This window comes from Rahnella sp. 2050 (assembly GCF_040544515.1).
Classification (GTDB): Bacteria; Pseudomonadota; Gammaproteobacteria; order Enterobacterales; family Enterobacteriaceae; genus Rahnella; species Rahnella aceris.
The window spans coordinates 414,437-439,322 of the sequence record NZ_JBEPKE010000001.1; the positions used below are offsets into that span (position 1 = coordinate 414,437).

Here is a 24,886-nt window from a genome sequence, read left to right on the forward strand (position 1 = left end):
TGGTGTTTATCTAACGACACACTCAGATTGAGCTACGATTATCAATGGACGTGCGAAATCTTAAGAAAAGGTTGTGAATCAAACACTCTGTAGCGTCCATAACTGAATGAGGGTGCGGCTTATGACGACAGTGACCCAAAAGCAAAAAACTGAGGACAAACGTCTTAGCGATGGACCGGACTGGACGTTTGAGTTATTGCAAACCTATCTCGAAGAGATTGACCGGGTGGCGAAGTCCTACCGGCTTGAAACTTATCCGCATCAAATCGAGATCATCACTTCCGAACAAATGATGGATGCCTATTCCAGCATTGGCATGCCGATCAATTACACTCACTGGTCGTTCGGGAAGAAATTCATCGAAACCGAACAGCTGTATAAGCACGGACAACAAGGTCTGGCGTACGAAATCGTCATTAACTCCAACCCGTGTATCGCTTATCTGATGGAAGAAAATACGATCACCATGCAGGCGCTGGTGATGGCCCATGCCTGCTACGGGCATAACTCTTTCTTCAAAAATAACTATCTGTTCAGAAGCTGGACCGATGCCAGTTCCATCGTCGATTACCTGCTGTTCGCCAAGCGTTATATCAGTGAATGCGAGGAACGCTATGGTGTCGATGAAGTTGAACGGTTGCTGGATTCCTGTCACGCGCTGATGAATTACGGCGTTGACCGCTATAAACGTCCGCAAAAAATCTCCCTGCAGGAAGAACTGGCGCGGCAAAAAAGCCGTGAGGAATACCTGCAAAGTCAGGTGAATTCTCTGTGGAAAACGCTGCCACGCAAAGACAGTGTAGACGCACCAGAACAGGCGCGACGTTTCCCGCCGGAACCGCAGGAAAACCTGTTGTATTTTATGGAAAAAAATGCACCTCTGCTGGAATCCTGGCAGAGAGAAATTTTGCGCATTGTGCGTAAAATCAGCCAGTATTTTTATCCGCAGAAACAAACTCAGGTCATGAACGAAGGCTGGGCGACATTCTGGCATTACACCATCCTGAATCATCTGTATGACGAAGGAAAAGTCTCCGACCGTTTCATCCTGGAGTTCCTGCACAGTCACACGAATGTGGTGTATCAGCCGCCTTATAACAGCCCGTATTACAGTGGTATCAACCCGTATGCTCTGGGTTTCGCGATGATGCAGGATATCAAGCGTATCTGTCAGGAGCCGACGGAGGAAGACCGTTACTGGTTCCCGGATATCGCCGGTTCAGACTGGCTCGACACGCTGCATTTTGCGATGCGTGACTTTAAAGACGAGAGCTTCATCAGCCAGTTCCTGTCACCGAAAGTGATGCGTGATTTCCGTCTGTTTACGGTGCTCGATGACGATCACAATAATTATCTGGAAATCGCCGCGATCCACAATGAGGAAGGCTACCGTGCAATTCGTCAGGAGTTGTCGGCGCAGTATAATCTGAGTAATCACGAACCGAATATTCAGGTCTGGAATGTGGATTTGCGCGGAGACCGCTCGCTGACATTACGCTACATTCCGCAGGACCGGGCACCGCTTGATAAAAGCCGCCGTGAAGTGATGAAACACGTCCACCGCCTGTGGGGCTTCGATGTCTTTATCGAGCAACTCAATGAAGACGGCAGCGTCGAGTTACTCGAACGTTGCCCGCCACGTCCGACACCGCTGTAAAATTTCCATTTTCAGGCATTAAAAAAGGGCGCTAAGCGCCCTTTTGTTATTACTGGCTCCCTCAATCCTTCAAATTATATCGAGGCAGCCAACGATGAGACTGTTTGAAGGATATAGGGAATTAACGATGTTTTTGTTCGGCCAGGTCACCCGGCATAGCACCCTGCATGCTGTGCCAGATTTCACCGCTCTGACGGCCATAATTACGCACACAATCCACAATCTGCTCATAGCTTTTCTCGTGGCAGATATCAGACAACTTTTTATAGAAAGTGATCGCCAGTTTGCGCGCTTCAGGATTGGAGAAGTAATAGCGTCCGACGCGCGTATAAAGACCGCGCAGTCCGTTGATGATCAAACCATAAATCGGGTTGCCAGAGGCGAATGCCAGACCACGGAAAATGCCGTAATCGAGCGCCGTAAAGGCTTCGGCATGATCTTCAACCTGAGTCGCTTTCGCGAGAACCTGTTGGGTTTCTTCCGGGTTGGTACGCATCGCCTTGCGGATAAAGATCGTCGCGATGTTGGTACGCACAGACAGCAAATTATCAATCAGCTGCGGTACGCTGTCATGATCCAGACGCGCCAGCGTTTCAAGAATATTCAGGCCGGATGTTTCCCAGAAATTATTCACTTTCGTCGGTTTACCGTGCTGAATGGTTAACCATCCATCGCGGGCAAGCCGCTGTAACACTTCACGCAATGTGGTTCGGGTTACACCAATGAGTTCTGAAAGCTCTCTTTCAGCAGGCAAAATTGAACCCGGAGGGAAGCGGCTATTCCAGATACTTTCGATGATATACTCTTCGGCAAAACCGGCAGGACTTTGTGCCTTAATAACCATGTGTTTGTCGTTCCGTGTGGGGCTTTTATTAGGGATATAGTTCATCTCATCATACCAGATGAAAATGCCCTGTTATAGCGTCCCGACGGAAGTAATGTTGAAACTGTGGGTGGGCTGACAGAATTTCACATTTTTCATGGATTTATTGCATCGCCCTTTATTATTGAAAAATCCAGTCAGACGATTAAACTTACCTATCTTTTTGAAACATTAATAAAATATATATAAAGGACCTTTGGGCAATATGGAAACAACCTACAGCCGCGCATTCATAAAGAATTTTCTTGGCCAGTCACCAAACTGGTACAAAATAGCAATTCTGGTTTTTCTGATTGTTAACCCGCTGATTTTCTTCCTCATCAGTCCCTTTATCGCGGGCTGGTTGCTGGTGATTGAGTTCATTTTCACATTAGGTATGGCGCTTAAATGCTACCCGCTTCAGCCGGGTGGATTGCTCGCCATCGAAGCCGTCATGATCGGCATGACCAGCGCAGGACGGATCCGCGAAGAAGTGTCTGCTAATCTGGAAGTCATCTTGCTGCTGATTTTCATGGTCGCTGGCATCTATTTCATGAAGCAGTTGCTGTTAACCGTGTTCACCAAATTGTTGTTGAATCTGCGCAATAAAATTGCCCTTTCACTGGCGTTTTGTTTTGCTGCCGCCTTTCTTTCCGCATTCCTGGACGCACTGACCGTTATTGCCGTGGTGATCAGCGTTTCAGTGGGCTTTTATTCCATTTATCACAACGTTGCTTCAAATCAGAATGAAAATACTGAGGTCAATGACGACAGCTCTTTTACCGGCAATCAGCAGCATCAGGCTGTGCTTGAACAATTCCGCGCATTTTTACGCAGCCTGATGATGCACGCCGGTGTCGGTACCGCGCTGGGTGGCGTGATGACGATGGTCGGCGAACCGCAAAACCTGATCATCGCGAAAAGCGCAGGCTGGCAATTCATCGATTTTCTGATCCGCATGTCGCCGGTCAGCGTGCCGGTCTTTTTCTGCGGATTTATTGTATGTGCGCTGGTAGAACGCTTCCGCTGGTTTGGTTATGGTGCGCAACTGCCACATCCGGTGTATGAAGTGCTTAAAAAGTTTGATCAAAAGAACAGCGAGAACAACACGAAGCAGGAGCGTATAAAACTGGCTGTGCAGGCGGTGATTGGTGTGTGGCTGATTGTTGCGCTGGCATTCCATCTCGCTGAGGTTGGCCTGATCGGCCTGACGGTGATTATCTTTGCAACCGCGTTATGTGGTGTGACGGATGAACATGCCATCGGCAAGGCATTCCAGGATTCACTGCCGTTCACTGCCCTGCTGACGGTATTTTTTGCCATTGTTGCCGTGATCGTCGAACAGCATCTGTTCAGCCCGATCATTCATTTTGTGCTTCAGGCTGCACCGTCCAATCAGCTTTCACTCTTTTACCTGTTCAACGGTTTGCTCTCATCGGTTTCAGATAACGTTTTCGTCGGTACGGTCTACATCAATGAAGCCAAATCGGCGCTGGAAAATGGCATTATCGATCTGAAACAATTTGAGATGCTGGCCGTGGCCATTAATACCGGCACCAACCTGCCTTCAGTGGCGACACCCAATGGTCAGGCAGCCTTCCTGTTCCTGCTGACTTCTGCCCTTGCACCGCTGATCCGGCTTTCTTACGGAAGGATGGTCTGGATGGCATTGCCGTACACTGTGGTCATGACACTCGTCGGCCTGTTGTGTGTTCAGTATCTGTTGCCCGATATGACCCAGTGGTACAGCGACATGGGATGGCTGAGTTTGCCCCCGGTAACTGAGATCATGCCGGTGCATTGATGAAGGAAAGATTGAGTCAGTAATCTCCTGTAAGCACCTTCACTCAGGAAATTACAGAATTTAAAGTCGAATTGTCCGATTTATATTAATTATTTACCGAATATTGATTCGGACAGGCTGGCAGCAGCAAGCAATTGGTTTACACTGCGTGTCAGTAGCTAACTGCAGGGAAAAATTTTCTATGTTGCAATATCTTAACCGCTGTTCACAAGGTCGCGGTGCATGGCTTCTGATGGCTCTGACTGCACTGGCACTTGAGCTGGTTGCATTGTATTTCCAACACGTGATGTTACTTAAGCCCTGTGTCATGTGTATTTATGAACGTTGTGCTCTGATGGGTATTCTGCTGGCTGGCCTCGTCGGTGCTATCGCACCTTCCACATGGTTACGCTATGCCGGGATCCTCATCTGGCTCTACAGTGCTTACGAAGGTATCCGCCTGTCATGGGAACACACCATGATTCAGTTGCACCCTTCTCCGTTCGCCACCTGTGATTTTGCCGCGCGTTTCCCAAGCTGGTTGCCACTGGACAAATGGTTCCCGTGGATGTTTATCGCCAGCGGTGATTGTGCAGAAAAACAGTGGGAATTCCTGTCACTGGGCATGCCACAGTGGCTGGTCGTGATTTTCAGCGTGTTTATGGTGATTGCTGTTCTGGTGCTGCTGGCTCAGTTCGTTAAACCAAAACGTCGCGATTTATTTGGTCGTTAATTCAGTCCTTGCTGACACGGAAAAGCGCCTCTGATGGCGCTTTTTTTATGTCTGTGGAGGAGAAGATGTTTTCCAAAACAGACGTGATGTATTATCTGCAGCGCCCGGTCAACACGGGCTTTCTGCCTCTGTGCTTTTTATTACCATTATTGGAACGTGCAATGAAAAATCTTCCCGTCTGGGCCATTTGGATCATTTGTGTTGGAGCCTGCGTCGCCTTCTGGGTCGTCGCTGGTTTCGTGTTATACGGTCTGTTTAAATAAAATTTAAACATCAGGGATAGAAATCGACAGTGACGTTTAACGGAAATGGAATGACAGGTATTAACGCGGGTGCAATGGCGGAGTTCCATTAATCCCGGCGTTGCTTTTGATCAGAGGTAAGATTCCCCCCTTCCCCCTTCTGCACACAACACACTGCACAAAAAAAGACCTACGTTTGTAAATTCGTCAATGCATTCTATGCTACGAGGGCTAAAAGATTTATCAGAGGAACAAAAATGTTCATTAAAGGTTTTTCAAAAGGCTTTTTCATCGCAATTCTTTTTATCGTAACTTTGGCTTTTTTCGATGTATTAAGGCCTTACTACTCTTCCGTACTATGGGCCATTATTCTCGCCGTCATCTTCAATCCGTTAAAAAATCGGCTGAAACAGGTTGTCGGTGATCGCAACGGTGTGGTCTCTCTGCTGACCGTTTTGATTATTTGTCTGATTGTCTTCACCCCTCTGGCGATTATAACCTCGTCGCTGGCACTTGAATTCAATGCGGTTTATACCAAACTGCAGGGAAATCAGACACAGCTGCCCGTGATCCTGGCGGATTTCATCCATCATTTACCACGATGGGCACGGCACTTCCTGTCAGACCATGATCTCGACAGCACCGCTGAGATTCAGAAAAAACTTTCTGATATGGCACTGCAAGGTAGTCAGTATCTGGCTGGCAGCGTTTTCGTAATAGGTAAGAGCACATTCGGCTTTGTCGTGGGTTTCGGCATCATGCTGTATATCCTGTTCTTCCTGATCAAGGATGGCGCTTACCTGGTCAATCTGACACTCGCCACCCTGCCGTTGTCACGGTATGTAAAGCATCATCTGTTTATGAAGTTTGCAGCAGTTTCTCGCGCGACAGTAAAAGGCACCGTTGTGGTGGCGGTTGTACAGGGCGCGCTGGGCGGTATTGCGTTTTACATCGCCGGTCTGGACGGAAGCCTGCTTTGGGGTGCTCTGATGGCGTTCCTGTCGATCATTCCGGCAGTGGGTTCAGCCATTATCTGGGTGCCTGCGGCGATTTATTTCTTCGCCTCCGGGATGCTGTGGCAGGGGATCTTTATTGTGGCCTTCTTCGTGGTGGTCATCGGCATCGTGGATAACGTGTTACGTCCGCTGCTGGTCGGCAAAGACACCAAAATGCCGGATTATCTTATCCTGGTCACCACACTTGGCGGTATGGAAGTGTATGGCATCAATGGCTTCGTGATTGGCCCGCTGATTGCCGCGTTATTCATCGCCTGCTGGAACATTCTTTCCGGCCGGGATCATCAGAACAATACCGATGAGATTAATGAAGACTTTATCGAAGAAGGGAAAAACCATCCAGATGCCTGAGGCTCTCAGCAACTGCGACAATCCACCGAGTTTTACCAAATATGATTATGAAGTTTTCATAACCTGGCGTAGAAATAAGAAGCAATAGATACTCTTTGTCTGAAGGGGCAATGAATGAAAAATATCATCTTAAGTATGGTCGCAAAAATCTCCCACATGGAAGCGGATTCCAAGCAACTTACCGCACAGGTTGAGGCTCAGTCCCTTTTGCTGAGTGCTATATTTTTAACTGTCGGCAAAAATGGCGGCCCCCAGGAAATTATCGAAAGCGTGAACAAAGCCATCAACTCAGTGCTGGACTCTGCTGATGAGATGCTTAAATCAGACGCTAAGATTTTGTTCGAGCAATTCCAGGCACTCATTGAACTGACCCGACTGATTGATAAAGAAGATCCTGAACTGGATGCCGAAGCACTCAGCGCCATGAACGGTGTCAGACCCGACTCTGAGATTTAGTGTAAAAATTCGTAATAAAAAGCCCCGGCAATGATTGCCGGGGCTTTTTGTTTTCTGATTGCGGGCAAAATCGGTTATCTGGCCCAGCTTGGCTTATTCATGGCATGCAGGTGTCGGGAAGCAAAGTGATGTGAAGTAAGATTTAATCACGGTTTAAACAGAGTATTACCGCAAACTGAAGCGCTGCTTGGCACGTAGTAACATCGGTTTGCGGTAATTTTTTGCCCCGAATATGCCCTGATGCTCATTTTACTCCCCCTTCAGCATGAAGTTGTCCAGACTGTCATCAAACTCCATGATTCCCTCGTGGTTGCCCCTCGTCAGTATCAAATGCTCCATTCCTCGCCTGGGCGATACCGGCTCCTCGATAACAAACCCAAACCAGTCATCGTAAACCTGACCAAGCCAATACCCCCTCCATGCTCCTTGCGACGCTGAAAGAAGACATAGCTGCCCGATGGTATCCGGTCGCGCGGCTCACCACGGTATACGATGTCAAAATTAGAATCCTTGCCCATATATCACCTTACAAAAACTGTTTATATATACAGTATAATCATGTATTTCCTTGCTTGTGAAGGTACTAGTAAGGATGGCGTGGTGGTTAATAAAAATTACTTTTATTTATTCAAGCAGGTGAAAATCTTTGCCAGCACGAAATACAACTAACAATTCTTTACGCTTCCTTGCGTTCTATGCAACAAATGCTAGGATCCTGCAATCTCTCATAATCTGACTATAACCATGTTAAAGATTTTTGTTAAATATGCATTTATTGGCGGACTTAACACAGCAATCCACTGGCTAACATTTGCTGCTGTATACTTTTCATTCGGTCATGACCAAATGGTAAGTAACTTCTCTGGGTTTTGTGTCGCTGTCACGTTTAGTTTTTTTGCTAACGCCAAGTGGACTTATCAGGTTGACCATACAGCTACAAAGTACTTTCTCTATGTCGGTTTTATGGGATCGATTTCGTTGGCCTGCGGTTATTTTGGCAATAAGGTTGAGCTTAATCCAGTATTAACTCTGATAGTATTTTCAGCAATAAGTCTAATTGTTGGGTTTCTGTATTCAACATTTATAATATTTAGGGAGGAATAATGAAAATATCTCTTATAGTCCCAGTATTCAACGAAGAGGATACAATCGATATTTTTTATCGAACCGTCCGCGAGCAGTTGTCGCAATATGAAGTGGAAATTGTTTTTGTCAACGATGGAAGTGTAGATAATACAAAAAAAATTATTACTGCATTGACAATATCTGATCCTCTTGTCACTTCGCTGTGCTTTACAAGAAATTTTGGTAAAGAACCAGCTTTGTTCGCTGGCCTTGAAGCATCAACGGGAGATGCAGTAATCCCAATCGATGTTGATCTTCAGGACCCCATCGACGTTATCCCCAGACTTATTGAAAAGTGGCAGGACGGAGCAGATGTTGTTCTAGCTAAACGATCTGATAGACTATCAGACAGCCATTTCAAGCGGAAAAGCGCTGAATGGTTTTACAGGCTACATAACATGATAAGTTATCCTAAAATAGAGGAAAACGTTGGCGACTTCAGATTAATGTCACGTGCTGTCGTAGAGAATATTAAGTCTCTGCCAGAGCGAAACTTATTCATGAAAGGAGTTTTATCATGGGTAGGTGGCCGAACTGAGATTGTTGAATATACAAGAGACGAGCGCGTAGCTGGCTCGACAAAATTCAACGGCTGGAAATTATGGAATCTTGCACTTGAGGGGATTACATCATTCTCCACGCTACCACTTAGAATATGGACATACGTAGGATTCTTCGTCGCAGCTCTATCGTTTGTCTATGGCGCATGGATGATCATAGATAAACTTATATGGGGAAATCCAGTCGCTGGATATCCATCTATCTTAGTTTCTATTCTTTTTCTAGGTGGTATACAGCTTATAGGAATTGGTGTACTTGGTGAATATATAGGTAGGATTTACATTGAAACAAAAAAACGCCCACGATACATACTTTCTAAGTCGGATAAAGAATAAAATGAACGGATTTAGTCGTTTAGAAAAATATATTGCGGTGGCGGGATTATTTATTTTTGTCTTTTCCGTAATCGTATCTCGTAGACCAGACATAATTTTCAACGCGCAGCCTTGGGCAGAGGATGGAAAAATATGGATGGAGAATATTTATAATAATGGTTTTTGGAACTCGCTAATTTACCCGCAAAATGGATATTATCAAACCATATCAAGAATCACTTATGGAATGGCAATACTTACTGGGATTTCAAATGCTGCATTGGTTGCCAACATTATAGCGATAAGCATTAGATGCTTTTTTGTGCTTTTTGTTTTATCTGGAAGAATGTCCTTTATAAGGATGCCTTATAGAATCGCGGCAGTTATATATTTTTTGCTGATGCCAAATCTGACTGAAGGATATGTGAACATTACAAATGTTCACTGGTACTTATCTCTATACCTTATGGCTGTTGTCCTGGCTGATGATGGTAAAGAGGTAGTCTGGAAGATACACGACTTTACACTTCTAATTATCAGTTCTCTCAGTGGGCCTTTTGTTGTATTCATTGCGCCATGTCTGCTGATTAAGCGAGTGTCTCAGCGTGGAGGTATTGTCAAGGCTATAAAGGGAATCAATGCTTTTGATATCACCATGGTCGTGTGTTGCATTATACAGGTCGCAGCTATCCTGAACTCCTCTGACACCGGTAGGTCTTCAGCCCCCCTAGGAGCAAGCTTTAGTCTCTTGGCCGATGTCATAAGTTACCGTGTGATAGGTGGTTCGCTCTTTATGAACGACCGAATTTCAGACATGGGGTCTATGCATGTACTGAACATCTTGCTTTTCATCGCACTAATCTTTCTGGTGGTTATTTTCTTCTTTAGGTGTGGGTGGCGTTTTAAATCGGCGGTTTTATTCCCGGTGTTGATGATCGGGTTTGCACTGGCAAAGCCTATGATGAGCCTTGATCAGCCGCAGTGGCCAACTTTACTGATCCCTGGGGGAGGTGAAAGATACTTTTTCATCACCAACTTTGCATTTTTTTCTCTTCTTCTTTATGTAGTGAGCCGAATTTCCCCCAAATCTTTGGCGCCACTTATGATAATTTCCATCATGGCACTTACTGTTTTATTACGTGGGTTCTCAATACCACCAATGGCCGAGGTGGGTTATCGTGAGGATATAAAATCATTCAATGCATTGCCGACAGGAGAGTCGATGCAGATTCGCATCAACCCGCCTGGATGGAGCATGCATCTACATAAAAAATAAAATAAGGGCATGATGGTAATGCCAGTCAGTTAAGCATTTTTATGAATACAAATTCATTTTTGTGCTTCAAAGGATAATGAAGGAATCAGGCTTATAGCGCTATTTTTCTTCATCGAAGGCCCAAATTCACGGGCCTCATTTCCTTAAGTGACCAGCATTAGGCCTGATGGCCCTTTTTTTATTTTCCTACCGATGTGTAATCAACTCGTACTGAAATACCTGACGTTCCGTTGATAAAGAATGATCCCTTCCCAATATCGGTGCCAGGATAAATCAGAGATCCGGGCCTGTTTGCAGGCTTCGGATAAATTCTGCAGGAGTCTGGTTATTTAACGAGGAATGTGGTCGATACTGGTTATATTCCTGCCGCCAGTGCTCGATCTTCTCCTGAGCATCTTCCAGTGACAGGAACCAGTGCACGTTCAGAAATTCATCACGCAGGTTGCCGTTAAATGACTTAACCAGGGCGTTATCTGTGGGCTTCCCGGGGCGTGAGAAGTCCATCGTTACCCGGTTTTCATACGCCCAGCGATCCAGCGCTTTCGAGATAAATTTGCTGCCGTTGTCCGTCTGTAGCCGCTGTGGTACACGCTGCTGTGTCTGCCTGAACCGTTCCATCGCGACCACATGGTCACCGCGAAGTCCCTGGCCTACCTCGATCGCCACGCATTCACGACTAAAATTATCGACTACAGTCAGGGCACGGATCCGGCGTACGTTGAACAGATTATCAGCAACGAAATCCATGCTCCAGCACTGATCCACAGCGGTCACGGCCGGGCGGATACGCCTGTGCCTGGCCGTCACGTGCCGCCGCGGGTGTTTTGACCGCAGGTTCAGCCCTTCCAGACAGTAAATCCGATGGGTTTTCTTGTGGTTAACCAGCCAGCCCTCGCGCCGCAGCAGGATATGGATCCGCTGCACACCATAACGAATGCGGGTTTCTGTAATCTCCCGTATCCGCTGCGTGAAGGTCCGGTCATCGCGGCAGCTGCGGTAGTGGTAGACCGTTCGGCTCTGCATCATCAGCCGGCATCCCCTGCGAACCCCGATGCGGTACGCCGCCAGCAGGTATTCGGCCGCCTCGCGTTTCTGCACCGGCCTCAGAACTTTTTTTAGATGACGTCCTGCAGCATTTCCTTGTCCAGACTGAGATCGGCGACCAGCCGTTTCAGGCGGTGATTCTCTTCCTCCAGCTGTCGCAGACGACGCGGTTCTGTCACGCCCATACCGCCAAACTTCTTCTTCCCATTGTAAAAAGTAGCCTCAGAAATCCCCATCTTTCTGCACACTTCCTCCACCCGAGTGCCGGTTTCGGCCTGTTTAAGGGCAAAGGCTATCTGTTCTTCGGTATAACGGGTCTTTTTCATGGTTGATATGCCTCTCAGTGAAATGAAAGAAAGACCGGATACTTCAGTTTAGACTGGCACTGCTTTCAGGGAGGAGATCACTGTACAGCGTTTACGGGTGATGCCCCGTATATACCCCGCGCTATATCACAGTGATGAAGTTCTTCAATCACTTCAGGTAGTTACTTCGCCCAGCTTGGCTTATTCAGGATGTGATCCTGCCAGTCTTCAACGTCGTCTTCGCGCACGGCGATGTAGCGTACGGAGATCTGCGCTGTATGCATGGCCGATTTCGATGCTTTGTTCAGCAGCGGATGCCAGGGAAGCAGCGGGCGTCCTTCGCCGATCAGGCGATAAGCGCAGGTTGGCGGCAGCCAGTCGAAGGTTGTCAGGTTTTCGCGGGTCAGTTTAATGCAATCTTCTTCCAGCGTGAAACGACGTTCATAGTTACGACACTGGCAAGACTTGATGTTGAGCTGGTTACAGGCGACGTTGGTGAAATAGATTTCATCGGTGTCTTCGTCGATCAGCTTATGCAGGCAGCATTGTCCGCAGCCGTCGCACAATGCTTCCCATTCTTCGTCGGTCATTTCAGACAGCGTTTTGTGCTGCCAAAAAGCGGGTTCAGTCATAATGTGCATCCGGTATAAAGAAAATGAGGGTGCTTATATAGACGCTTTAGCCTGCAGATGCAAGTAAAGCCGCCGGAAATGGGTTCCGGCGGAGAGGAAAAACGCCGTCAGATCACGCGGGAACTTACCTGTTTACCATTAAGTGTAGCCACAATTTCATCACCCGCTTTTAGCGGGCCGACGCCGTGTGGTGTACCGGTCAGAATGATATCGCCCGCGCGCAGCGTGAAGAAGCGGCTCATATAGGCAATCAGCGGCAGAAGCGGCGTCAGCATATCGCGGGTATTCCCGCTCTGACGCACTTCTCCATTGATCTCTAACCGCAGTTCAGCCTGTTGTGCATCACCAAATTCACTTACCGGAATAAATCCGCTCATCGGGCAGGAACCGTCAAACCCTTTGGCTTTTTCCCAGGGTTGTCCGGCTTGTTTGAACGTCGACTGCAAATCCCGCAGCGTCAGGTCAAGTGCCAGCCCGTAACCAGCGATAGCATTGGCGACGCGATCTTCCGTCGCCTGCTTCAGTGGTGTGCCGATAAGTACCGCCAGTTCGACTTCATGATGTACCGCACCGAGATCCTTCGGGATGACGATGGGTTGGCGGAAATCGCACAAAGCGGTTTCCGGCTTGATAAATAACACCGGTTCCGCCGCTTTCTGCCCGCCCATCTCTTTAATATGATCGGCGTAGTTACTGCCGACACACACGACTTTGTTGACCGGAAAATCCAGTAATGCGCCGTGCCAGTCTCTGTGTTGGTACATACAGCTACTCCTTGAAGTTAGGAATTTCAGCCGCTGAACGGATTATGCGGTGCTGGCGCTAACGGTGCAGAAGGCGCCGGAGTTGTCGCCGGTGCTAAATCGCCGGAAGCCACCGGTGACTGCGAGCCCATAATACCATCCGCCATCATGCCGATACTCAGCGCGAAATAGGTTGAACGGTTCCAGTGCATGATCGTACGGAAGTTATCGTAAACCAGGAACGCGCGCCCCTGCGTGTCATCCGGTGTGATAATCCATGAACGGGTCGCTGTCGACATTAGCGGGTTGCCGTCAACTTGCGTCACGCCGCGCTGCTGCCAGTAGCTGGCCGGATGCATCTGGTTATTTTTCAGCCCCGACAGAACGCCATCAAAGTTAGCTGGTAATTTCACTTCCTGGCCCCAGCCCTGATCGCCTTTCCAGCCTTCTTTCGCCAAATAATTGGCCGTGGAAGCAAAAACATCATCGGTGTTTGCCCAGATGTCTATCTTGCCGTCGCCGTTACCGTCAGCGCCGTAAGTCAGATAAGAACTTGGCATAAACTGCGACTGCCCCATCGCACCCGCCCAGGAACCTTTCATCATGTCGCTGGTGGCTTTACCGGAATCGACAATTTTAAGCGCCGACATAAATTCTTTGGTGAAGAAGGCTTCACGACGTCCTTCGAAGGCCAGTGTGGCCAGCGCAGAGAATACATCCTCTTTACCCTGAATTTTGCCGAAGCTGCTTTCCATCGCCCATAACGCCACAATGTACTGCGGCTGAACCCCATAACGTTCGCTGGCTTTTGTCAGCGCAGGCAAATTACTCTGAAGCTGTTCCTGCCCCTGTTTAATCTTCCATTCAGGTAGAACGCGTGTCAGATAATCGTCGAGGGTAATTTTCTTTTCGAGCTGATTGCGATCTGAATTGATCACGCGGTCAACAAAATGAATGTTGGCGAAGGTGCTGTCGATGGTCTGCTGGCGGATCCCTTGTGAGAGCGCCTGTGCTTTGAGTTGTTCGACATAAGCCGGGAATTCCGCGGGGTCCCGCCCCTGTTCAGCCAGAGACGTTTTGCCAGAAGGCGCTGCCGGTGCGGCAGCAGCAGGCTGTGTTGCCGCAGTGGATGGTGTAGAGGGTTGCCCTGAGGTAGCTTTCTGTGCTGCACAACCACTGAGGATGATCAGCGGTGTTAACACGGCCAGTGCCGACAATTTCATCAATTTCTTCCTTTTGACTTCTGCAAGTGATTCATCGCTATAAGCTTTGAGCACGACCAAGATGAATGCAAGTCATGCCGTCTGAAAGTTCGAGGAGTGCCGAGACAAATGTCAGGAATGCGTTATTTACTGGCGTCGTTCAGATGAATATTCAATAAACTTTCTACCGGCGGTGGAACCTGCAGATAATAACCCTGCTCTTCCAGCGACTGACGCACTTTAGCAATATCTGCTGTGGCAAGTTTTTCACGGTTTGCCAGGTTTAGCATCATTGAGAACTGAGGCACGCCAAAACCTTTGAGTAATTCTTCAGGCACACGGGAAAAATCGTCTTTTTTTTCGACATACAGATAAGTCTGGTCGCGTTTAGTACTTCTATAGATCACACAAAGCATTTTTTTAACTCTATTTTATTGAAACGGTGGCTTGCCTAGATATAACTGTAACTATAACATGCTTATCGTACATCGGAATATCGCCCCCCGAGTGGTATTCCGGGGATTTAGAGTTGCTGAGACTGAGTCAGGATAGATGTCACAATCGCCAATAGAACTAAAAGGCAGCAGTTTTACCTTATCGGTTGTTCATTTACATAGTTCACAACCTGAGGTTATTTACCAGGCATTACAGGAAAAAGTGGAGCAAGCTCCAGCCTTTTTGAAAAATGCCCCTGTTGTTATCAACGTTGCCTCACTGACCGGTGAAGCAAACTGGAAAGACATTCAACAGGCTGTCGCTTCTGCAGGCTTTCGCATTGTTGGCATCAGTGGTTGCAAAGATGAGGCGCAAAAACGCGCACTTTCCCGCACCGGTTTACCGCTGCTGAGTGAAGGCCGCGCACAGCGTATCGCTGCAGAACCACCGGTTCCTGTCGTGCCCGACAATGCACCGGCTAAAACCCGCATTGTCAGTACTCCGGTCAGATCCGGCCAACAAATTTATGCCCGTAACAGCGACCTCATCGTGACCAACAGTGTCAGCGCAGGTGCGGAACTGATTGCCGATGGCAATATCCACATCTACGGCATGATGCGAGGCAGAGCGCTGGCTGGCGCCGCAGGCGATGCAAATTGTCAGATTTTTTGCACGCAGTTAGGCGCTGAACTAGTCTCTATCGCAGGGCAATACTGGTTGAGTGATCAAATCCCGGCCGATTATCTCGGTCAGGCAGCGCGCCTCAGCCTGTTAAATAATGTGTTAACCATACAACCTTTAAACTAAGCCCTTTTGACAAGGAATCCATTCATGGCACGCATCATAGTTGTTACATCGGGTAAAGGGGGCGTTGGCAAGACCACTTCAAGCGCGGCCATTGCTACCGGTTTAGCTCAAAAAGGCAAAAAGACTGTAGTTATCGATTTCGATATCGGTCTGCGTAATCTCGACCTGATTATGGGCTGTGAGCGCCGGGTGGTTTATGATTTCGTTAACGTGATCCAGGGTGATGCCACGCTGAATCAGGCGCTTATCAAGGATAAACGCACCGAAAACCTGTTTATTCTTCCGGCTTCGCAAACACGTGATAAAGACGCACTGACCCGCGAAGGCGTTGAGAAGATCCTGAACGATTTAGCCGAAATGGAATTTGATTTCGTGGTGTGCGATTCCCCTGCGGGCATCGAAACCGGCGCACTGATGGCGTTGTATTTCGCCGATGAAGCCGTGATCACCACCAACCCAGAAGTCTCTTCCGTTCGTGACTCCGACCGCATCCTGGGCATTTTGTCTTCAAAATCTCGCCGTGCGGAACAAGGCTTAGAGCCTATCAAAGAACATCTGCTTCTTACCCGTTACAACCCGGGCCGTGTCAGCCGTGGCGACATGCTGAGCATGGAAGATGTGCTGGAAATCCTGCGTATTCCTCTGATCGGGGTTATCCCGGAAGATCAGTCTGTACTGCGTGCGTCCAACCAGGGCGAGCCGGTCATTCTGGATCAGGAATCCGATGCAGGGAAAGCGTATGACGATACTGTCAGCCGTCTGCTTGGGGAAGAACGTGCATTCCGTTTCATTGAGGAAGAGAAGAAGAGTTTCCTGAAACGCCTTTTTGGGGGATAAACCATGGCATTGTTAGATTTCTTTCTGTCCCGCAAAAAATCGACAGCCAATATAGCCAAGGAACGGCTACAGATCATCGTAGCCGAACGGCGTCGAGGGGATAGTGAACCATCATATCTGCCTGAACTGAAACGTGACATTCTGGCGGTCATCTGTAAGTACATTAAGATTGACCCAGAAATGTTGCAGGTTCAGTTCGAGCAAAAAGGTGACGATATTTCCGTACTGGAACTTAACGTCACCCTGCCAGAATCGGAAGAAACGCCTAAATGACAGCAGTCTGTTTGCTTTGTTCGCAGGTGTTTTTTTCAGCATAGCGCCCCCTGTTTTTTCAGGGGGCTACTGCTTTTTATCTCGTTCCCTTCCGCTATTCTCTTCCCGCCCCGAAATAACCACTGTATATAACCCCATTAAACAGGTTCTTTTTCCGTCTGTTTGTGCTTATTCCTGATAATTCTTGATTAAGACTTCTCTCATTTTAGCTGGAATTTAATATCCCCAGACTGGCCTGATTGCCGCTATTTTAGGATTAAGCGTTATCGGGAAATATAAAATAAAAAGAGCGGGACAATTGCCCGCTCTTTTTAACGCATATTCACTTTCCTTCTTAAAAGAAGGAATCAATAATTGCTCAAAATTTCATTCAGTCTTTCAGCTAACAACTTCCCGCGCCAGCCACTGATTAATTCAGGTTGTGATTCTTTATCTTTTAACTTCCAGTGATGGGTCAGTAACTGATTAATCTGGCGACGTGATGCCAGCATTTCAACGCTCAGTTTACTCTCTTCACTGACAGTCTGAATAAGTGCCTTAATATCCTTAAAGACTTTGCGGTAACCCGGCTGATCAATCAGGTTCAAAATCGGTGCGGGCAGTTCAGCTTCATCCAGTGCATTCGATTCCTCCACCAGCGCCAGCAACGTACGCCCGTGATAGCGAATCTCCGGGCCACTCAGACCAAGCGCTTCCAGCTCGCCCAGCGACGTTGGCTGATAGCGCGCCACCTGCCAGAGGTTTTCCTCACGTACTACAAAATTAACGGCCAGATCACGCTGACGGGCCTGGTTCAGGCGCCACGCGGCTAACAACTTCAGGCATCCCAACTGGCGTGGACGCAACTGAAAAGCGTTACTGATTTCCAGATAAGCCAGTTCCGGTTGCAGCACTTCCTTACGGCGGCGGCACAGAGCAAGACATTCATCCAGCGCGGCATCCATCCACCCTGCGTCTTGTGTTTCACGCATCAGTTGATCGGCCAGCGGCAGCAGATACCACACGTCAGCCGCAGCATAGACGCATTGCTTTTCGCTCAGCGGACGGGCTATCCAGTCAGTGCGCGATTCGCTTTTATCCAGCTCAACGCCGGTGGTTTCAGCCACCAGACGTGCAAAACCACAGGACAACGGGCGCCCGCTGAAAGCAGCGAGGATCTGCGTATCAATCAGCGGCGAAGGCATCACCCCAAAGGCATTCAGGAAAACTTCCAGATCTTCGCTGCCGGCATGCAGGAATTTGATGACATCAGGATCAACCAGCAAATCAATGAAGGGTTGCCAGGCGGTGATTGGCAATGGGTCGATCAGCGTCAGCCTTTCGCCATCGAATAACTGTATGAGCCCCAGTTGCGGATAATACGTGCGGGTACGGACAAATTCGGTATCCAGCGCAATTTTACTGTGCGCTTTGGCCTGAAGACAGACTTGCTCCAGCGCGTCATTGGTGGTGATCAACTCATAATTCAAAACATCATTCTCTTAATCATTACTGCGTTATAACGTGATAACGCCGGACATCGCCGGCGTTAAGAATCTGACTCTTTCTGACTGAACAGGCAATCCGCTATGCCGCATCCTGCTTCGGAGTGGCTTTCGGTTTCAGCTGCTCATCACGAAGTTCCCTTCTGAGAATTTTACCGACATTTGACTTCGGCAACTCGTCGCGGAACTCGACAATCTTCGGTACTTTGTAACCGGTTAATAACCGACGACAATGTGCGAGAAGCTCTTCGCTGGTCAGTGATGGGTCTTTCTTCACCACGCAAATTTTGACGATTTCACCCGACGACTCATCCGGCACGCCAATGGCGGCAACTTCGAGTACCTTGTCATGCTGTGAAACCACCTCTTCAATTTCGTTAGGGTAAACGTTGAAACCGGAAACCAGAATCATGTCTTTTTTACGGTCAACAATCCGTAAGAAGCCCTGCTCGTCCACTGTAACGATATCGCCCGTCGATAACCAGCCATCTTTTAGCACCTCATCGGTGGCGGAAGGCCGTTGCCAGTAACCCAGCATAACCTGCGGGCCTTTAACCCACAGCTCGCCAGGCTGGCCAGGCCCGACATCCTGGCCGTTATCATCCACGAGACGGACTTCCGTGGACGGCACTGGCAGACCGATACTGCCACTGTAATGTTTCAAATCATACGGGTTACCCGCCACCAGCGGTGAACATTCTGTCAGTCCGTAACCCTCCAGCAGATGTTTACCGGTCAGTTTTTCCCACTTCTCTGCCACTGATTTCTGCACCGACATTCCGCCGCCGACAGAAAGACGCAACGAGGAGAAGTCAAGCTCACGGAAATCTTCATTATTGAGCAACGCATTGAACAATGTATTCACGCCGCTGATAGCCGTGAAAGGATATTTCCCGAGTTCTTTGACCATCCCCGGCACGTCGCGCGGATTGGTGATGAGCAGGCTTTTACCGCCCAGTTCAAGGAACAGCAGGCAATTCACTGTCAGTGCGAAAATGTGATACAGCGGAAGTGCGGTTACCACCAGTTCATGTCCCGTCTGTAACAACGGCGCGTAGGCCGCTTTCGCCTGCTCGAGATTCGCCTGCATGTTGCGGTGGGTCAGCATCGCCCCTTTCGCCACGCCCGTCGTTCCGCCGGTATATTGCAGGAACGCCAGATCATTATTAATGATATCGGGCTTGATGTATTGCAGACGACGTCCGCGCTGTAAGGCGGTGCGGAAGGAAATCGCATTCGGCAAATGGTATTTAGGCACCAGCCGTTTGATATATTTCACCACAAAGTTAACCAGCGTCCCCTTCGCCGCAGAAAGCTGATCGCCCATTCGGGTCAGGATCACATGCTTAACCTGGGTTTTGTACACCACTTTTTCCAGGGTATGTGCAAAGTTTGAAACAATCACAATGGCACTGGCACCGCTGTCGTTGAGCTGATGCTCGAGTTCACGCGGCGTATACAGAGGATTGACGTTGACTACCACCATGCCGGCGCGCAATACGCCAAACAGGGCAATCGGGTATTGCAGCAGATTCGGCATCATCAGGGCAACGCGGTCGCCCTTCCTGAGCCCAAGCTCATTTTGCAAATAGGCGGCGAAAGCACGGCTGCGCTCTTCGAGCTTGCGGTAAGTCATCACCTCGCCCATGTTGATAAATGCCGCATTGTCAGCGTAACGCAACGTAGCATTTTCAAACATCTCGACCAGCGAACTGTAGCGGTCAGGGTCGATGTTCTCAGGAACATCTGCCGGATATCGTTTTAGCCAAACCTTTTCCAAGGTATCACTCCTGAAATCATGTTCTGTTGCCGTCTCTATTCGACGAGTTTTATCACGTCTTTAACAATATTTTAACTCAGCTTACCAGTTGCGTTTCAAACAATGTCGAGGTTGAGAGGCGGGTCACTTTTTCTGTGCCCTTACTTTGTCAACCGTCCATGGCAGAAAATAAAAAGGCGGCAATTAAGCCGCCTTAACAACGCTTCTCTTCAGGTCATTTCCCGGACAGCGGCACAACAGAATGCGTCGCTGCCGGTTTTACTGTTGCCGGGGGAAGCACGCCATGAGAAGGCGGAGCTCCACGCGGCGGCGGCGGTCTATTCGGTGACGACGCTTTCGACCCGGGCCGGTGCTGTATTATACCAGCCGGGCCCCCAACCGGGCCCAAACCCCCGCCCCCAGGAATCATACGGCCCGCCAAAACCATAGCCCCATGGGCCGATAGGTTGCGGAGGCATGACGACCTGTTGCTGTATCCGCCAGCGTTTGTAGCTGTTGACATTAACGGTAACGAAATCATAAGACGTCTGGCCGATGGTACCCTTTTCCACGCCGGTAATTGGCCCGACGACGGTCACTAACTGATTGCGGTAATCCACCGGATCCACAAAACCGTTAATGTAAGCCATAATGCGTCCGCGTGATGCTGCCCCTAAAATCGGGCGAGCACCGTCATCCAGCGGAACAGTTGCGATTTCCAGACGCGTCTTGTTTTGCAGGTTGGTTACGGCAATCACTTTGCCGCCAAAACGCGACTCCTGCCCGACGTACAAATTCGGCGCGCCCTGCACGGCCTGTAAATTCATTTGCGGCGTAGCCGTGGTCCCACGAATTTCATCGGGCACGGTGACACACCCTGATAATACCAACACGCTGAGTGCAACAGCACTCCGCACCATTTTCTTACCCGTTACACCTGATAACTGCTGAACAACAGACCACTTACGCATTACGATGACTCCTGTGCAAACTCTTCATTTTGACCGTCTTTTGATGCACAAGTTGCCATGACTTATCGGCCTGGCAGCTTTTTCCACGTAACTTCATTACGCAGGTAAGTCGGTTCAGCATCTTCCGGATTAACGCGAATACCGTTTTCCCAGAGCTGCAGCGCCAGCGGCAACATATCTTCCGCCTGCGGCAGTAACATTTTTCCATCAAATAAATCCGCCGCCGGGGATTCACCCAGTAAATGCGGATAGGCTTCCCAGCCCGTACCCACGGTGGCAAAGCGCCCGTTTCGCTCAACGGTACGCGCCAGCAGTTGTTCAGGTTTGATGACCGTCTCGGTATTTTCACCGCTCCAGACACCTTGTGTATTGCGGGTAAATTCACCCCAGTACACTTCGCCCATGCGGGCATCAATGGCTGCCAGCACCTGTTCCGCGCCGGTCTGGCGGTAAGTACCCTGCGCCATGGTGAGTAAGGTGGAGACGGGCAACAAAGGCAGTTCCGCGCCGAGCGATAAGCCTTGCGCGATACCAATGCCGATGCGCACGCCGGTAAAACTCCCCGGTCCCCGGCCGAAGGCCAGTGCGTCGAGTTGTTTCAGGGAAAGCCCCGCTTCGGCGAGGATCTGCTGCACCAGCGGCAGAATGCGCTGCGTATGTTCGCGGGCGCAGAGTTCAAAATGAGCGAGCGTTTCGCCCTGATCGTAAAGCGCAACCGAACAGGCTTCTGTCGCCGTATCAATTGCTAAAATTCGCGTGGACATGCCAAACCTCAGGCGGGAAATTAATAAGTTATACCCTCAATACCTCGCGCGCAGTCAACGCATCTGCAACGTGAAATATGACGGGTACAAGAACCTTTTTCGGGGCGGCATCTTAGCATAAACAAAGGGCTAATTCTGCTCTTCAGCGTTCTGTAAAAAGCGGATCGCTTGTGCCAGATCACGGGTGCGCGGTGTCGGCGGCAAACTGTTGAGGAAAACTTCACCATACGGACGCATTACCAGCCTGTTATCGCAAATCACCATCACCCCGCGATCATCCGTATCACGGATCAAACGTCCGACACCCTGTTTAAGCGTAATGACAGCATCCGGTAATTGTACGTCATTGAACGGATCTCCGCCGCGCAGACGGCAATCCTCAATACGGGCTTTGAGCAATGGATCATCAGGCGACGTGAACGGCAGTTTGTCGATAATTACGCACGACAGCGCGTCACCGCGCACGTCCACCCCTTCCCAGAAACTGCTGGTGGCGACCAGTAATGCGTTACCGGCTTCGACAAACTGCGCCAGCAACTGGCCCTTGCTGGTTTCGCCCTGCAACAAAACCGGCAGCGTCAGGCTGGCCCTGAATTCTTCCGCCAGTTCACGCATCATTTTGTGAGACGTACACAGGAAAAAACAGCGGCCTTTATTAGCTTCGATAAGCGGGCGCAACATCCGCGCCAGCTGTTTCGAACTGCCCTGCACATTTGATTCAGGCAGAAAGCGCGGAACGCACAACAGCGCCTGTTTGGCGTAATCGAACGGGCTCGGCAGCAGCAACGTTTCTGCCTCATCCAGCCCCAGACGCTCAGTAAAATGATGCAGCTGATCGTTCACCGAAAGCGTTGCCGAGGTGAAAATCCACGCCCCCGGTTTTTCTTTCATCATCTCGCTGAATTTGTCGGTCACCGACAAGGGAGTCAGCGCCAGGACGAAATGGCGTGAATTACATTCGTACCAGTAACTGTAACCGGGGATCGACACATCTTTCAGGCGTTTGAGACGGTTGCGGTAAAGCGTGGCGCGCTCGAAAGCCGCATCCAGCAACGCAGAACGGCCGAGGGACAATTTAACCACGTCGTAGCAAAGTTCCAGCGCGTCATCGAGCAACAGTAAGGCACGCTGAATGGCGGGTTGACTGAGAACATCGCGAAGATTGCCGCGAAAACCGGGCTCGCCGAGCGCCAGACGGAAATCCATCGTGCTCTGGCTAAGCCGGTCAGCGCTTTTCTGCAACTGCACAGAGTCACGGACTTCCGTGCGGTAAGCAATAGTAATGTCTTTTGCCATATCAAGCAGCTGGCGGCTGGTGACCTGCTGGCCAAAATACTGGCTGGCGATGTCAGGGATCTGATGGGCTTCGTCGAAAATCATCACGTCAGCTTCGGGGATCAGCTCACCAAAGCCGCTCTCCTTCACCACCATGTCCGCCATAAACAGATGATGGTTCACCACCACCACATCGGCGTCCATCGCCTTACGGCGGGCTTTTACCACGAAGCATTCTTTGTAAAGCGGGCAGTCACTCCCCAGACAGTTGTCGTTGGTACTGGTCACCAGCGGCCAGACAAAGCTGTCTTCCGGTACCACGGTGCAGGTGCTGATATCGCCCTCTTCCGTGCTGCTCGACCAGTGACGCAGATGCGCCAGTTCGCTGAGCGCCTGGCTGGCAAGATCGCCGCCGGAGAGCGATTGCTGCTCCAGACGTTCCAGACATAAATAGTTTGAGCGCCCTTTCAGCAGCGCCAGACGGCCCTTGAAATTCAGCGCCCTGGCGACTTTGGGCAAATCGCGGGAATAAAGCTGATCCTGTAAGTTTTTCGAACCGGTGGAGATAATGACTTTTTTGCCGGAGCGCAATGCCGGTGCCAGATAAGCGTAGGTTTTACCGGTACCAGTACCGGCTTCCACCACCAGCCCTTGCTTACCGCTGATGGCTTTGCTGACAGCCTGCGCCATCAGACGCTGAGGTTCACGGGGTTTAAAACCTTCAATTTTCTGCGCCAGTGCGCCGTCTGTTGCGAAATCGTCTGTCACTCTGTCTCTCTACCTGTACGGATCAGCAGTGATTATGCCAATCCCTCGCCCCGACTACCACCGCCATCTGCCAATCCAACGTATTCATCCTTTGTGATACCCTTAGCGGCATCATAAAAAAGTGACTAACTGGAGCCATAATATGACCATCGAGCGTATCCGACCTGAGCCACGGATGTCCGACATCGTTATCCATAACAACACCATTTATTACACGGCAGTGCCGGAAAATCTGGACGCGAATGCAAAAGACCAGACCGCAGAAACGCTGGCCATTATCGATGCTGCGCTAACGGAAGCGGGCTCGGATAAGAGCAAAATTCTCGATGCCACACTGTTTCTGGTCAATAAAGAAGATTTCCCGGCGATGAATGAAGCCTGGGATGCCTGGGTATCACCGGGCAATGCACCGGTACGCTGCACGGTTCAGGCTAACCTGATGAATCCGAAATATAAAATTGAAATCAAGATCATTGCCGCACGCTAAGCACTGATCAGCAGACATAAAAAAACCTCCCGCGGGAGGTTTTTCATTTTCAGCACGTCGCTGTTTTAGATCTTTGCACCGGCGACCGCTTCTTTCGCCAGCTCAGTAATGCGTGCGTAATCACCGCTTTCCAGCGCATCGGCTGGCACCAGCCATGAACCACCGATACACAGCACGCTTTTCAGCGCCAGGTAATCACGGTAGTTCGCCGGCGAAATCCCGCCAGTCGGGCAGAAACGCACCTGCGGGAACGGACCGGCAATCGCCTGCAACGCTTTCACACCGCCATTGGCCTCAGCCGGGAAGAACTTAAATTCACGCAGACCAGCATCCAGCCCCATCATCAGTTCAGATACCGTACAAATCCCCGGGATTAAAGGAATAGAACCGGCATTGGCTGCTTTCAGCAAAGCATCAGTCAGGCCAGGGCTAATCGCAAACTGGGCACCCGCCTCGGTCACTTCAGCCAGTTGCTCTGGATTGAGTACCGTACCTGCGCCAATGATAGCGTCCGGCACTTCTTGAGCAATGGCACGGATCGCATCCATCGCGCATGGGGTGCGCAACGTCACTTCGAGCACACGGACGCCACCCGCAACCAGCGCTTTAGCCAGCGGAACCGCATGCTCCAGTTTGTTGATAACAATCACAGGAACAACCGGCCCTGAGGTCAGAATTTGTTCCGCGCTTGTTTTCCAGTTTTTCATCTTGTTCTCCATTCATG

25 protein-coding genes are annotated in these 24,886 nt (G+C 49.6%); 13 read left to right on the forward strand and 12 right to left on the reverse strand.

Going from position 1 to position 24,886, the window contains the following annotated elements; all coding sequences use genetic code 11:
* The first annotated feature begins 121 nt into the window (after positions 1 to 121).
* Positions 122 to 1,657: a SpoVR family protein gene (locus tag ABIC79_RS01735; protein ID WP_013575336.1), complete on the forward strand. Its 1,536-nt coding sequence runs from the start codon at positions 122 to 124 to the stop codon at positions 1,655 to 1,657.
* 121 nt (positions 1,658 to 1,778) lie between these two features.
* On the opposite strand, the gene fadR is transcribed toward ABIC79_RS01735, so the two are convergent.
* Positions 1,779 to 2,501, reverse strand: a complete 723-nt coding sequence (fadR, locus tag ABIC79_RS01740; protein ID WP_013575335.1) for a fatty acid metabolism transcriptional regulator FadR — start codon at positions 2,499 to 2,501, stop codon at positions 1,779 to 1,781.
* A 244-nt stretch (positions 2,502 to 2,745) separates the two neighbouring features.
* Here fadR and nhaB point away from each other — a divergent pair, with 244 nt between their 5' ends.
* The 8 genes from nhaB (at position 2,746) to ABIC79_RS01780 (ending at position 10,376) form a co-directional block, all read left to right on the forward strand.
* On the forward strand, positions 2,746 to 4,323 hold the full coding sequence (gene nhaB, locus ABIC79_RS01745) for a sodium/proton antiporter NhaB (RefSeq protein ID WP_013575334.1): 1,578 nt from the start codon (positions 2,746 to 2,748) through the stop codon (positions 4,321 to 4,323).
* Between the two features lie 181 nt (positions 4,324 to 4,504).
* Entirely contained in the window at positions 4,505 to 5,035 is a 531-nt protein-coding gene (gene dsbB / locus ABIC79_RS01750) for a disulfide bond formation protein DsbB (RefSeq protein ID WP_013575333.1), read from the forward strand.
* Positions 5,036 to 5,100: 65 nt separating this feature from the next.
* The gene (locus tag ABIC79_RS01755) at positions 5,101 to 5,298 is read left to right on the forward strand and encodes a hypothetical protein (RefSeq protein WP_013575332.1); all 198 of its coding nucleotides are present in this window, start codon (positions 5,101 to 5,103) and stop codon (positions 5,296 to 5,298) included.
* 236 nt (positions 5,299 to 5,534) lie between these two features.
* Entirely contained in the window at positions 5,535 to 6,644 is a 1,110-nt protein-coding gene (locus tag ABIC79_RS01760; RefSeq protein WP_354566494.1) for an AI-2E family transporter, read from the forward strand.
* Between the two features lie 114 nt (positions 6,645 to 6,758).
* The gene (gene iraP / locus ABIC79_RS01765; protein WP_013575330.1) at positions 6,759 to 7,100 is read left to right on the forward strand and encodes an anti-adapter protein IraP; all 342 of its coding nucleotides are present in this window, start codon (positions 6,759 to 6,761) and stop codon (positions 7,098 to 7,100) included.
* Positions 7,101 to 7,844: 744 nt separating this feature from the next.
* Positions 7,845 to 8,204: a GtrA family protein gene (locus tag ABIC79_RS01770; protein WP_126124846.1), complete on the forward strand. Its 360-nt coding sequence runs from the start codon at positions 7,845 to 7,847 to the stop codon at positions 8,202 to 8,204.
* The gene (locus ABIC79_RS01775; protein ID WP_037034667.1) at positions 8,204 to 9,121 is read left to right on the forward strand and encodes a glycosyltransferase family 2 protein; all 918 of its coding nucleotides are present in this window, start codon (positions 8,204 to 8,206) and stop codon (positions 9,119 to 9,121) included. Before ABIC79_RS01770 ends, ABIC79_RS01775 begins: the two co-directional genes overlap by 1 nt.
* Before the next feature lies 1 nt (position 9,122).
* Positions 9,123 to 10,376 carry a glucosyl transferase gene (locus tag ABIC79_RS01780; protein ID WP_126124845.1) on the forward strand — a complete coding sequence of 418 codons (1,254 nt, stop codon included), beginning with the start codon at positions 9,123 to 9,125 and terminating at the stop codon, positions 10,374 to 10,376.
* Between the two features lie 273 nt (positions 10,377 to 10,649).
* Here the strand turns inward: ABIC79_RS01780 and ABIC79_RS01785 are convergent.
* From ABIC79_RS01785 to ABIC79_RS01805, 5 genes are all read right to left on the reverse strand, one after another.
* A protein-coding gene (locus ABIC79_RS01785; protein WP_126124844.1) for an IS3 family transposase occupies positions 10,650 to 11,746 on the reverse strand; the annotation gives its coding sequence in 2 pieces (ribosomal slippage) (positions 10,650 to 11,494 and positions 11,494 to 11,746; 1,098 coding nt in all).
* Between the two features lie 161 nt (positions 11,747 to 11,907).
* Positions 11,908 to 12,357: a YcgN family cysteine cluster protein gene (locus tag ABIC79_RS01790; RefSeq protein WP_126124843.1), complete on the reverse strand. Its 450-nt coding sequence runs from the start codon at positions 12,355 to 12,357 to the stop codon at positions 11,908 to 11,910.
* 107 nt (positions 12,358 to 12,464) lie between these two features.
* The gene (locus tag ABIC79_RS01795) at positions 12,465 to 13,121 is read right to left on the reverse strand and encodes a fumarylacetoacetate hydrolase family protein (protein ID WP_013575328.1); all 657 of its coding nucleotides are present in this window, start codon (positions 13,119 to 13,121) and stop codon (positions 12,465 to 12,467) included.
* Between the two features lie 26 nt (positions 13,122 to 13,147).
* The gene (locus tag ABIC79_RS01800; RefSeq protein ID WP_126124842.1) at positions 13,148 to 14,323 is read right to left on the reverse strand and encodes a lytic murein transglycosylase; all 1,176 of its coding nucleotides are present in this window, start codon (positions 14,321 to 14,323) and stop codon (positions 13,148 to 13,150) included.
* 122 nt (positions 14,324 to 14,445) lie between these two features.
* A complete protein-coding gene (locus ABIC79_RS01805; RefSeq protein WP_013575326.1) occupies positions 14,446 to 14,718 on the reverse strand; it encodes a YcgL domain-containing protein in 273 nt (90 codons plus the stop codon).
* Positions 14,719 to 14,854: 136 nt separating this feature from the next.
* On the opposite strand from ABIC79_RS01805, the gene minC reads away from it, so the two are divergent.
* From minC to minE, 3 genes are read left to right on the forward strand one after another with little or no spacing between them, the layout of a single operon-like run.
* Positions 14,855 to 15,544 carry a septum site-determining protein MinC gene (gene minC / locus ABIC79_RS01810; protein WP_013575325.1) on the forward strand — a complete coding sequence of 230 codons (690 nt, stop codon included), beginning with the start codon at positions 14,855 to 14,857 and terminating at the stop codon, positions 15,542 to 15,544.
* A 24-nt stretch (positions 15,545 to 15,568) separates the two neighbouring features.
* Positions 15,569 to 16,381: a septum site-determining protein MinD gene (minD, locus tag ABIC79_RS01815; RefSeq protein ID WP_013575324.1), complete on the forward strand. Its 813-nt coding sequence runs from the start codon at positions 15,569 to 15,571 to the stop codon at positions 16,379 to 16,381.
* Between the two features lie 3 nt (positions 16,382 to 16,384).
* Positions 16,385 to 16,654 carry a cell division topological specificity factor MinE gene (gene minE / locus ABIC79_RS01820; protein ID WP_013575323.1) on the forward strand — a complete coding sequence of 90 codons (270 nt, stop codon included), beginning with the start codon at positions 16,385 to 16,387 and terminating at the stop codon, positions 16,652 to 16,654.
* A 347-nt stretch (positions 16,655 to 17,001) separates the two neighbouring features.
* On the opposite strand, the gene rnd is transcribed toward minE, so the two are convergent.
* The 5 genes from rnd to yoaA form a co-directional block, all read right to left on the reverse strand.
* On the reverse strand, positions 17,002 to 18,123 hold the full coding sequence (gene rnd / locus ABIC79_RS01825) for a ribonuclease D (protein WP_013575322.1): 1,122 nt from the start codon (positions 18,121 to 18,123) through the stop codon (positions 17,002 to 17,004).
* Between the two features lie 97 nt (positions 18,124 to 18,220).
* Complete coding sequence (gene fadD, locus ABIC79_RS01830; RefSeq protein ID WP_354566495.1) at positions 18,221 to 19,918, reverse strand: long-chain-fatty-acid--CoA ligase FadD; 1,698 nt, start codon at positions 19,916 to 19,918, stop codon at positions 18,221 to 18,223.
* A 317-nt stretch (positions 19,919 to 20,235) separates the two neighbouring features.
* Positions 20,236 to 20,868 carry a Slp family lipoprotein gene (locus ABIC79_RS01835; protein ID WP_013575320.1) on the reverse strand — a complete coding sequence of 211 codons (633 nt, stop codon included), beginning with the start codon at positions 20,866 to 20,868 and terminating at the stop codon, positions 20,236 to 20,238.
* 62 nt (positions 20,869 to 20,930) lie between these two features.
* Complete coding sequence (gene tsaB / locus ABIC79_RS01840) at positions 20,931 to 21,632, reverse strand: tRNA (adenosine(37)-N6)-threonylcarbamoyltransferase complex dimerization subunit type 1 TsaB (RefSeq protein WP_013575319.1); 702 nt, start codon at positions 21,630 to 21,632, stop codon at positions 20,931 to 20,933.
* Positions 21,633 to 21,761: 129 nt separating this feature from the next.
* Positions 21,762 to 23,675, reverse strand: a complete 1,914-nt coding sequence (yoaA, locus tag ABIC79_RS01845) for a DNA repair helicase YoaA (RefSeq protein WP_013575318.1) — start codon at positions 23,673 to 23,675, stop codon at positions 21,762 to 21,764.
* Between the two features lie 142 nt (positions 23,676 to 23,817).
* On the opposite strand from yoaA, the gene ABIC79_RS01850 reads away from it, so the two are divergent.
* Positions 23,818 to 24,162, forward strand: coding sequence for a RidA family protein (locus ABIC79_RS01850; protein WP_013575317.1), 345 nt, complete (start codon positions 23,818 to 23,820; stop codon positions 24,160 to 24,162).
* A 65-nt stretch (positions 24,163 to 24,227) separates the two neighbouring features.
* Here ABIC79_RS01850 and ABIC79_RS01855 read toward each other — a convergent pair whose 3' ends face one another.
* The gene (locus tag ABIC79_RS01855) at positions 24,228 to 24,869 is read right to left on the reverse strand and encodes a bifunctional 4-hydroxy-2-oxoglutarate aldolase/2-dehydro-3-deoxy-phosphogluconate aldolase (protein ID WP_013575316.1); all 642 of its coding nucleotides are present in this window, start codon (positions 24,867 to 24,869) and stop codon (positions 24,228 to 24,230) included.
* Positions 24,870 to 24,886: the final 17 nt, after the last annotated feature.